A 9,943-nucleotide genomic window follows, 5' to 3' on the forward strand; every position below is an offset into this window, starting at 1 on the left:
CCGGGGATGATAAAAAGGGCAGCGAAAGCTGCCCTTTTCGTATGGATACTCCTCTTTCGATGGCCAAATCCCCCTACTGGTTGTTCGTCGTGCTGATCCTGGCCTTGTCCGGGTTGCAGTATCGCCTTTGGGTGGGTGATGGCAGCCTCGCCCAGGTCGCCGAACTGGAAAAGCAGATCGCCGAGCAGAAGGGCGAGAATGAGCGCCTGCTCGAGCGCAATCGCATCCTCGAGGCCGAAGTGTCGGAGCTCAAGAAGGGTACGGAAACCGTCGAGGAGCGTGCCCGCCACGAGCTGGGCATGGTCAAAGAGGGCGAGACCCTCTACCAGATCACCGAATGACCTCACCCGAACTCCCCGAATTCTGGGCTGTGATCCCCGCCGCCGGCGTGGGGGCCCGCATGCGTGCCGATCGGCCCAAGCAGTATCTGGAGCTGGCTGGGCGCACCTTGCTCGAACATACCCTCGCAGCCTTTCTCGACCACCCTCGGCTCAGGCGCCTGGTGGTCAGCCTGAGTCCAGATGACCCGTACTGGCCGAGCCTTGCCGCATCCCGTGACCCGCGCATCGAGCGCGCCGAGGGTGGCCGGGAGCGTGCGGACTCGGTGCTCAATGCTCTACTGCGTCTGGCCGAACTCGGCGCGCAACCGCGCGACTGGGTGCTGGTGCACGATGCGGCCCGACCCAATCTGTCCCGTTTCGACCTGGATCGCCTGCTGGCGGAGCTGGCCGACGATCCGGTGGGCGGCCTGCTGGCGGTCCCCGCCCGGGACACCCTCAAGCGGATCGGCCCTGATGGGCGAGTCGCCGACACCATCGACCGCAGCCAGGTCTGGCAGGCCTACACCCCGCAGATGTTCCGCTTCGGTGCGCTGCACCGGGCCCTGGCCGATGCACTGGTCGCCGGCGTGGCGATCACCGACGAGTCGTCGGCGATGGAGTGGGCCGGCGCCGCGCCCCGCCTGGTGGAAGGGCGCGCCGACAACATCAAGGTCACCACCCCCGAAGACCTGCAGCGCCTGCAGCGTGGCCTGTTCGACCGATGAGCCCTGCCATGAAGTGTCTGGGACACCGGCTGTACAGCCCGGAAGGCTACTTGCACCTGGGCCGGTGACGGCTGGCGACTGCTCTGGGTGTGCCTGGGCCTGGCCTTCAGCGACAACCTGATGGCGGCTCTCTTCCACCAATTCCGTTGTTGTTCTCGCCGTGCTCATTGCGCCTCGGCACTGATGGATGCGGCTGGCCTACCCGGGGGCGTTCGCCGCCTTTCTTGCCGGCAAGGTGTTCAAGTATCTGGGGTTGCCTGGGGGCTCGCGCATCCCGGGGCATGTCCATGGCTTCCTGCATCGACGTGGATGGACGTTGACGCCTATGCCGCTGGGTGGGTCGACGCCAGGCCGTCCCTGAGTGCGTCCACCAGTTGGCGGACTTTGGGCGACAGATGGCGCTGCTGGGGATACAGCGCCCATACGGCGGTATTCGGCGGGCGATGCTGCTCCAGCAGGGACACCAGTTCGCCGCTCTTCAGGTGGTCCAGCACGTAGTAGTCGGGGAGCTGGCACAGGCCGAAGCCACGCAGCGCGGCATCCAGCACGGCCTGGCCACTGTTGCAGCGCCAGTTGCCCTGCACCCTCAGGCTCTGTTCCTTGCCGTCTTGTTGGAAGGTCCACTGATCCGAGCTGCCCACCAGGCAGTTGTGCCGGGCCAGCTCGGAGAGGCTGTGGGGCCGGCCGTAACGTTCCAGGTAGCTCGGGGCGGCGCACAGGTACATGACGCGGGGCGCAAGGCGCGTCGCCACGAGCCGCGAGTCCTGTAGGCGGCCGAGGCGGATGGCCAGGTCCAGCCCTTCGTGTACCAGGTCCAGCGGGCGGTTGCTCAGCTCGATGTCGACCCGCAGCTGCGGGTGGCGTGCCATGAAGGCGTTCACCAACGGCACGATGAAGCGCTCGCCGTAGGCCACTGCGCAAGTCATGCGCAGCAGGCCCTTGGGTTCGCCGGTCAGGTCGCTGATGGCGCGCATGGCCTCGTCCCGCGCATCCACCAGGCGCTGGCAGTGCTGCAGGAAGGTCTGCCCGGCCTCGGTCAGCGCCACCTTGCGGGTGCTGCGGTAGAACAGGCGGGTTTGCAGGCGTTCTTCCAGGCGGGCGATCTGGCGGCTCACCTGGGATGAAGAGAGGCCGATGCGCTGGGCCGCGGCGGTGAACTGGCCGGTTTCCGCGACGGCGATGAATTCGTCCAGGCCTTCCCAGCGATTCATTTGATTATCCCTGTATGGCAATAAAGTTTTGCTTTGCGGCGGATTATTTACCAAATCGAGGTCATCTACACTCCCGCCACCGTTCACATCGCTGGAGAAGCGCCATGATCAAGTCCCGCGCCGCAGTTGCTTTCGAGGCTGGCAAACCCCTGCAGATCGTCGAAGTCGATGTCGCGCCGCCCAAGGCGGGTGAAGTCCTGGTGCGCATCGTCGCCACCGGTGTCTGCCATACCGACGCCTACACCCTGTCGGGCGCGGATTCCGAGGGGGTGTTCCCGTGCATCCTCGGCCATGAGGGCGGCGGCATCGTCGAGGCGGTGGGCGAAGGCGTCACCTCCCTGGCAGTGGGCGACCACGTGATCCCGCTCTACACGGCCGAATGCCGCGAGTGCAAGTTCTGCAAGTCCGGCAAGACCAACCTGTGCCAGAAGGTTCGCGCGACCCAGGGCAAGGGCCTGATGCCCGACGGCACCAGCCGCTTCAGCTACAACGGCCAGCCGATCTACCACTACATGGGCTGCTCGACCTTCTCCGAGTACACCGTGCTGCCGGAAATCTCCCTGGCGAAGATTCCCAAGGAAGCCCCGCTGGAGAAGGTCTGCCTGCTGGGTTGTGGCGTGACCACCGGCATCGGGGCCGTGCTCAACACCGCGAAGGTGGAGGAGGGCGCTACCGTTGCCATCTTCGGCCTCGGCGGCATCGGCCTGGCTGCCATCATCGGCGCCAAGATGGCCAAGGCTTCGCGCATCATCGCCATCGATATCAACCCCTCCAAGCTCGACGTGGCCCGCGAGCTGGGGGCGACCGACTTCGTCAACCCGAAGGACCATGCCAAGCCGATCCAGGACGTGATCGTCGAGATGACCGACGGCGGCGTGGACTACAGCTTCGAGTGCGTCGGCAACGTCGACCTGATGCGTGCGGCGTTGGAGTGCTGCCACAAGGGCTGGGGTGAGTCGGTCATCATCGGCGTGGCCCCGGCCGGTGCCGAGATCAAGACCCGTCCGTTCCAGCTGGTCACCGGTCGCGTGTGGCGTGGCTCGGCCTTCGGTGGGGTGAAGGGCCGCACCGAGCTGCCGACCTACGTGGAGAAATCCCAGTCGGGCGAGATCCCGTTGGACACCTTCATCACCCACACCATGGGGCTGGATCGCATCAACGAGGCCTTCGACCTGATGCACGAAGGCAAGAGCATCCGCACCGTCATCCACTACTGAGCGCCCTTTCGGCTGGCGCAGGGCGGCAGGGATTGCCTGTCGCCTGTGCGTTGCCCCGAGGACGACCCGGAGGCCCCCATGACCCTCGAGATCGTTTCCAGCAACAAGAGCTTCGGTGGCTGGCACAAGCGCTACCGCCATCGCTCGACCTGCCTGAACTGCGACATGGTGTTCGCGGTGTACCTGCCGCCCCAGGCGGAACAGGGCGAGAAGCTGCCCGTGCTCTACTGGCTGAGCGGGCTGACCTGCACCGACGAGAACTTCATGCAGAAGGCCGGCGCCCAGCGCCTGGCGGCCGAGCTTGGGCTGATCATCGTCGCGCCCGACACCAGCCCCCGGGGCGAGGGTGTGCCGGATGACCCGGACAAGGCCTGGGATTTCGGCCTGGGTGCAGGCTTCTACGTCAACGCGACCCAGGAACCCTGGGCCCGCCACTACCGCATGTACGACTACGTGGTGCAGGAGCTGCCAACCCTGGTGGAGGCCAACTTCCCGGTTTCGGACCGCCGCGGCATCGCGGGGCACTCCATGGGCGGGCACGGCGCGCTGGTCTGCGCCCTGAAGAACCCCGGGCGCTACCAGTCGGTTTCGGCCTTTGCGCCGATCAGCAACCCAATGGCTTGCCCCTGGGGCGAGAAGGCGTTCTCCCATTACCTGGGTGATGACCGTTCGCGCTGGCGCGAGTGGGATGCCTGTGCACTGCTGGCCGAAGCCCGGGAACGCCTGCCGATCCTGGTGGACCAGGGTGACCGCGATGATTTCCTGGAGGGCCAGCTCAAGCCGGACGCGCTGCAGGCTGCCGCCCGCGCCGCTGGTCATCCGCTGAACCTGCGGCTGCAGCCGGGCTATGACCACAGTTACTACTTCATCGCCAGCTTCATCGACGATCACCTGCACCATCACGCCGCAGCCCTGCGGGGCTGACGCGTTACCCAGGCGGGGCGGCCATCGGTCGCTCCGCTTTCGGGTAGAATCCCGCTCCTGTTCTTTCGGGGCACTCCTCTCATGCGCATTGGACACGGTTACGACGTACACCGCTTCGGTGACGGTGATCACATTACCCTCGGCGGGGTACGCATCCCCCACAGGTTCGGCCTGGTGGCCCATTCCGACGGCGACGTGGTGCTTCACGCACTGTCCGACGCCTTGCTCGGTGCGGCGGCACTCGGTGATATCGGCAAGCACTTCCCGGACACCGATCCGCAGTTCAAGGGAGCGGACAGTCGCGTGCTGCTCCGCCATGTCCTGGCCCAAGTGAAGGGCAAGGGCTGGAAGGTGGGTAACGTCGACGCCACCATCGTGGCTCAGGCGCCGAAGATGGCGCCGCACATCGAGGCGATGCGCGCGGTCATTGCGACTGACCTCGAAGTCGGCATCGACCAGGTCAACGTCAAGGCGACCACCACCGAGAGGCTCGGCTTCACCGGGCGCGAGGAGGGCATCGCCGTCCACGCTGTTGCCCTGCTACTGCCGCTATGACCGAACTCGAACTGCTGGGACCGCGGGCCCATGGCGAAGCGCTCGGCCAGGCCGTCCTCAAGGCGGTGGCCGAAGACTTCCAGGTGGACGAGGTGCTGGATATTCCCCTGGTCGGTGAAGGCGAACACCTGTGGTTGTGGGTGGAAAAGCGTGGCCTCAATACCGAAGAGGCCGCGCGGCGCATTGCACGGGCTGCGGGCGTTCCCCAGCGGGCCATCAGCTACGCCGGCCTGAAGGATCGCCAGGCGCTGACCCGCCAGTGGTTCAGCCTGCACCTGCCGGGCAAGGCTGATCCGGACCTTGCTTCGGCAGAAGGCGAGACCCTGCGCATCCTGCGCCAGGTCCGCCACAAGCGAAAGCTGCAGCGGGGCGCCCACTCGGCCAACGGCTTCACCCTGAGGCTGACGGCCTTGCGGGCCGACCCGGCAGCCCTGGAGGCTCGGCTGAAGACACTGGCTGCCGTCGGCGTGCCCAACTACTTCGGTCTGCAGCGCTTTGGCCACGAAGGCGGCAACCTGCTGCAGGCAAGGCACTTCGCCGAGCAGCGGGTACTGCCCGAGCAGCGCAACCTGCGCTCTCGTTTGCTCTCGGCAGGTCGCAGTTACCTGTTCAACCGGGTACTGGCTGCGCGTGTGGCCAATGGCAACTGGAACCAGGCGCAGGTCGGCGATCTCCTGGCCTTTACCGACAGCCGGAGTTTCTTCCCGGCAGGAGAGGCCGAGTGCGCCGATCCCAGGTTGGCGATTCTCGACCTGCATCCCACCGGCCCACTGTGGGGACAGGGTGACTCGCCGGCCGGCGCTTTGACGCAGGCATTGGAGCAATCCGTGGCGTTGGCCGAGCCGGCGCTGCGTGACTGGCTCGTCGAGGCGGGCATGGCGCACGAACGGCGCATCCTGCGCCTCCCCATCGGGGGACTTACGTGGCATTATCCCGGGCCTGACGTTCTGCAACTGGAATTCGTCCTGCCGGCCGGATGCTTCGCTACCGCAGTGGTGCGCGAGCTTGTCGATCTGGTGCCGGTGGGGCACACGGACAATCCATGCGTATTCTGATTTCCAACGACGACGGGGTGAACGCACCCGGTATCGCCGCCCTCCATGCTGCGCTCGAGGGTTATGCCGAGTGTGTGGTCATCGCGCCCGACCAGGACCGGAGCGGCGCCAGCAGTGCACTGACGCTGGACCGCCCCCTGCATCCGCAGGTCCTGGCCAACGGTTACATCAGCATCAACGGCACCCCGACCGACTGCGTGCACCTCGGTTTGAACGGTTTGCTGGAGAAGGCCCCAGCCATGGTGGTCTCCGGCATCAATCTGGGCGCCAACCTGGGGGACGACGTCCTTTATTCCGGGACGGTGGCTGCTGCCTTGGAAGGGCGCTTCCTCGATCGCCCGGCCTTTGCTTTTTCGTTGCTCTCCCGGCAGCCGGACAACCTGCCCACAGCGGCGCATTTCGCGCGCCTGCTGGTCGAGGCGCACGAGCAGCTCGACCTGCCGCCCCGCACCGTGCTCAACGTGAATATCCCCAACCTCCCACTGGACCATATCCGTGGCATCCAGCTCACTCGCCTTGGCCACCGCGCTCGTGCTGCAGCGCCGGTGAAGGTGGTGAACCCGAGGGGGAAAGAGGGCTACTGGATTTCTGTCGCTGGGGACGCGGAGGATGGTGGGCCCGGGACTGATTTCCACGCCGTAATGCAGGGTTACGTATCCATCACGCCGCTCCAGCTCGATCGCACCTTCACTCAGGCGTTCGACCCATTGGAAAGCTGGTTGGGAGGCCTGTCCTGATGGCCCGTGAGCAGGATGATCTCTTGCGTCGGGGCATTGGCATGACCTCGCAGCGCACCCGCGAGCGCCTGATCCAGCGTCTCTACGAGGAAGGGCTGTCCAACGCCCACGTACTGGAAACCATTCGTCGGACTCCGCGCCATTTGTTCGTCGATGAGGCCTTGGCCCATCGTGCCTATGAAGACACGGCGCTTCCCATCGGCCACAACCAGACGATCTCGCAGCCCTATATCGTGGCGCGCATGAGCGAGCTGCTGCTGGCGGCAGGGCCATTGGACAAGGTGCTCGAGATCGGCACCGGCTCCGGCTATCAGACCGCGATCCTGGCTCAGGTGGTAGAGCGGGTGTTTTCCGTCGAGCGGATCCAAGGATTGCAGGATCGTGCGAAGGAGCGACTGGCCGAGCTGAATCTGCGTAACGTGGTCTTCCGCTGGGGCGATGGTTGGGAAGGCTGGCCCGCATTGGCACCTTATAACGGCATCATCGTCACGGCTGCCGCCGCCGAGGTACCGCAAGCGCTGCTGGACCAGTTGGCACCGGGGGGGCGACTCGTGATTCCGGTGGGGGCAGGGGACGTTCAGCAATTGATGCTGATCGTCCGTGAGGAAAACGGTTTCTCCCGGCATGTCCTTGACGCGGTACGGTTTGTACCCTTGCTGAGCGGCCCGTTGGCCTGATGGGGTCAGCGAGGACTGCGGAGAGCCGGTCATCTCTATGAATAACTGGTGGTCAGGTGCACCTCCGTACGTTGCGGTGCGCATTGGATAACGTGCCCCTCAGATATAATCGGTAACAATTGGCATGACCTTGGGACGTATGGAAAGGGGACGGGAATGAGCCTGGCCATTCGGCAAGGGATTAGCACTGGAAGCATGCGCGCACTGGCAGCGATGGCCGTCATCGTCTGGCTGGTGGCGGGGTGCGCCAGTTCGCCCAAGGGCGGTGTCCAGGTCGTGGATCGTAACCACCCGTCGGCCACCGGTGCGCAACGACAGCCGATCACCACCGGGCAGTACCGTGTCCAGCGGGGCGACACCCTGTACTCCATTGCATTCCGTTTCGGTTGGGACTGGAAGGCGCTGGCGGCGCGCAACAGCATCCCGGCCCCCTACGTAATCCGTCCGGGCCAGGTCATCCGTTTCGATGGCCAGACCGGCTCAACCCCTACCCGTACCGTGGCAACGGCTCCTACGACGTCGACTCGGCCAGCCACGCCCCCCTCTACCACCAAGGCTCCGCAGTCCACCACTAAACCGCAGCCTGCGCCAAGCGTTTCCCAGCCCCCTCCGGCCCCGCCACGCGGGCGTTCCAACGCAGGTTGGGCCTGGCCGGCTGGTGGTCCCTTGATTGCCCGATTCTCCTCAAACGGGAGTTTGAATAAAGGCATTGATATAGGCGGGGAATTAGGCCAGCCTGTCCTGGCTGCGTCTGATGGTTCCGTTGTGTATGCCGGAAGTGGATTACGGGGCTACGGTGAACTGGTGATCATCAAGCACAGCGATACCTACGTGAGCGCCTATGGTCACAACCGCAGGTTGCTGGTTCGGGAGGGACAGCAGGTCAAGGTTGGCCAGACCATTGCAGAAATGGGCTCCACAGGTACCGACCGGGTGAAGCTGCACTTTGAGATTCGCCGCCAGGGCAAACCTGTAGATCCGCTGCAATATCTGCCGCCTCGCTGATCGTTTGTTCAGCCCGTCGTCCTCGTAGGTTGGACGGGCTCAGGCGTAGCCAGGGAAATGGTACCGCCAGAGCTTGTTGTCGAACTCAGCAAGGGACAACAACAATGGCACTCAACAAAGAAGCGCCGGAGTTTGATGTCGATGACGATCTGCTCATTCTTGAGCCGGGCGTCGTGGATGACGTGCTGATCGAGGAGCCCGAGGCAACTCCGTCTGGCACGCGTTCCAGGCAGTCGAACTCACCCAAGCAACACAAGTACATCGACTACACCCGCGCATTGGACGCGACCCAGCTTTACCTCAACGAAATCGGCTTTTCCCCTCTCCTTACTCCAGAAGAAGAAGTCCACTTTGCGCGATTGGCTCAGCGGGGCGACCCCGCCGGACGCAAGCGCATGATCGAAAGCAACCTCCGGCTTGTGGTCAAGATCGCGCGACGCTACGTCAATCGTGGTCTTTCGCTGCTGGACCTGATCGAAGAGGGTAACCTCGGCTTGATCAGGGCGGTTGAGAAGTTTGATCCCGAGCGTGGCTTCCGCTTTTCCACCTACGCCACCTGGTGGATACGTCAGACCATTGAACGCGCGATCATGAACCAGACCCGGACCATCCGGCTGCCGATTCACGTGGTCAAGGAACTGAACGTCTATTTGCGTGCGGCTCGTGAGCTCACACAGAAACTCGACCATGAGCCATCGGCCGAAGAGATTGCCAATCTGCTGGAGAAGCCTGTCGAAGAGGTCAAGCGCATGCTCGGCCTGAACGAGCGGGTGACCTCGGTTGACGTGTCTCTGGGCCCGGACTCCGACAAGACCCTCCTGGACACACTGACCGACGACCGCCCCACCGATCCCTGCGAGCTTCTGCAGGACGATGATCTGTCCCAGAGCATCGACCAGTGGCTTTCCGATCTGACGGACAAGCAGAGAGAGGTAGTGGTGCGTCGGTTCGGCCTGCGTGGTCATGAGAGTTGTACCTTGGAAGAGGTGGGCCAGGAGATTGGCCTCACCCGAGAGCGCGTGCGCCAGATTCAGGTTGAGGCCCTGAAGCGCCTGCGTGAAATCCTTGAAAAGAATGGGCTTTCCAGCGACGCACTTTTCCAATAAAGCGAGTTGCCCTTGAGAACCCGGCTTCGGCCGGGTTTTTTATTGAGGTGTTCTCAGCGGGTATCCGGCCGAAGTGATAGAGCTTTTGTAAGCTATCGCTTACATGTCGCGTAAGTGAAGTATGTAAAAAGCGCGACGTGAACGAGCTCTTCAGGATTTTTTTGTTTCTATCTTATTGAAATTAAATAATATTTTTCTAAATAAAAAACGAGAGCATTGCTCTCCAGCACCGTGGAGTGAGCTTGTCCCGTTCAAGGAAGCCGTTAATATCACTTCCACGCGACACGGAATGGTTGCAGGCAGAGACGGATTTCTGCCAGGAACGCCGCAGGATTGCGGTTCATCAGGATGATGATTGGGAAACAAAGGGATAGGGACAAAAGAGTGGGCGGGCAACCGCCCCTTTTTTTG

General features: G+C 63.7%; 12 protein-coding genes. 10 read left to right on the top strand and 2 right to left on the bottom strand.

Annotation, left to right across the window (positions count from 1 at the left end):
• The first annotated feature begins 59 nt into the window (after positions 1 to 59).
• Positions 60 to 341, top strand: a complete 282-nt coding sequence (gene ftsB, locus A7D27_RS05975) for a cell division protein FtsB (RefSeq protein WP_044414324.1) — start codon at positions 60 to 62, stop codon at positions 339 to 341.
• Positions 338 to 1,045, top strand: a complete 708-nt coding sequence (gene ispD / locus A7D27_RS05980; RefSeq protein ID WP_069564371.1) for a 2-C-methyl-D-erythritol 4-phosphate cytidylyltransferase — start codon at positions 338 to 340, stop codon at positions 1,043 to 1,045. Before ftsB ends, ispD begins: the two co-directional genes overlap by 4 nt.
• Positions 1,046 to 1,368: 323 nt before the next feature.
• Here the strand turns inward: ispD and A7D27_RS05985 are convergent, their stop codons facing one another.
• The gene (locus A7D27_RS05985; protein ID WP_069562158.1) at positions 1,369 to 2,256 is read right to left on the bottom strand and encodes a LysR substrate-binding domain-containing protein; all 888 of its coding nucleotides are present in this window, start codon (positions 2,254 to 2,256) and stop codon (positions 1,369 to 1,371) included.
• A 104-nt stretch (positions 2,257 to 2,360) separates the two neighbouring features.
• Here A7D27_RS05985 and A7D27_RS05990 point away from each other — a divergent pair, with 104 nt between their 5' ends.
• The 8 genes from A7D27_RS05990 to rpoS all read left to right on the top strand — a co-directional run bounded on the left by A7D27_RS05990 (position 2,361) and on the right by rpoS (position 9,532).
• Positions 2,361 to 3,473: an S-(hydroxymethyl)glutathione dehydrogenase/class III alcohol dehydrogenase gene (locus tag A7D27_RS05990; protein WP_069564372.1), complete on the top strand. Its 1,113-nt coding sequence runs from the start codon at positions 2,361 to 2,363 to the stop codon at positions 3,471 to 3,473.
• 78 nt (positions 3,474 to 3,551) lie between these two features.
• Positions 3,552 to 4,397, top strand: coding sequence for an S-formylglutathione hydrolase (gene fghA / locus A7D27_RS05995; RefSeq protein WP_069562159.1), 846 nt, complete (start codon positions 3,552 to 3,554; stop codon positions 4,395 to 4,397).
• Positions 4,398 to 4,478: 81 nt separating this feature from the next.
• Positions 4,479 to 4,952, top strand: coding sequence for a 2-C-methyl-D-erythritol 2,4-cyclodiphosphate synthase (gene ispF, locus A7D27_RS06000; protein WP_069562160.1), 474 nt, complete (start codon positions 4,479 to 4,481; stop codon positions 4,950 to 4,952).
• On the top strand, positions 4,949 to 6,007 hold the full coding sequence (truD, locus tag A7D27_RS06005) for a tRNA pseudouridine(13) synthase TruD (RefSeq protein WP_069564373.1): 1,059 nt from the start codon (positions 4,949 to 4,951) through the stop codon (positions 6,005 to 6,007). Before ispF ends, truD begins: the two co-directional genes overlap by 4 nt.
• Entirely contained in the window at positions 5,995 to 6,744 is a 750-nt protein-coding gene (gene surE / locus A7D27_RS06010) for a 5'/3'-nucleotidase SurE (protein WP_069562162.1), read from the top strand. Before truD ends, surE begins: the two co-directional genes overlap by 13 nt.
• A 41-nt stretch (positions 6,745 to 6,785) precedes the next feature.
• Positions 6,786 to 7,421 (top strand): protein-L-isoaspartate(D-aspartate) O-methyltransferase, encoded by a 636-nt coding sequence (locus tag A7D27_RS06015; protein WP_170832274.1) that lies wholly within the window; start codon positions 6,786 to 6,788, stop codon positions 7,419 to 7,421.
• A 156-nt stretch (positions 7,422 to 7,577) separates the two neighbouring features.
• Positions 7,578 to 8,426, top strand: coding sequence for a peptidoglycan DD-metalloendopeptidase family protein (locus A7D27_RS06020; RefSeq protein WP_069562164.1), 849 nt, complete (start codon positions 7,578 to 7,580; stop codon positions 8,424 to 8,426).
• Positions 8,427 to 8,530: 104 nt separating this feature from the next.
• The gene (rpoS, locus tag A7D27_RS06025) at positions 8,531 to 9,532 is read left to right on the top strand and encodes an RNA polymerase sigma factor RpoS (RefSeq protein ID WP_069562165.1); all 1,002 of its coding nucleotides are present in this window, start codon (positions 8,531 to 8,533) and stop codon (positions 9,530 to 9,532) included.
• Positions 9,533 to 9,682: 150 nt separating this feature from the next.
• On the opposite strand, the gene A7D27_RS28510 is transcribed toward rpoS, so the two are convergent.
• On the bottom strand, positions 9,683 to 9,943 hold a 261-nt coding region (locus tag A7D27_RS28510), incomplete at its 5' end, for a hypothetical protein (RefSeq protein ID WP_205895360.1).

Origin of the sequence: Pseudomonas sp. 1D4 (assembly GCF_001728925.1) — a bacterium.
Lineage (GTDB): Bacteria > Pseudomonadota > Gammaproteobacteria > Pseudomonadales > Pseudomonadaceae > Metapseudomonas > Metapseudomonas otitidis.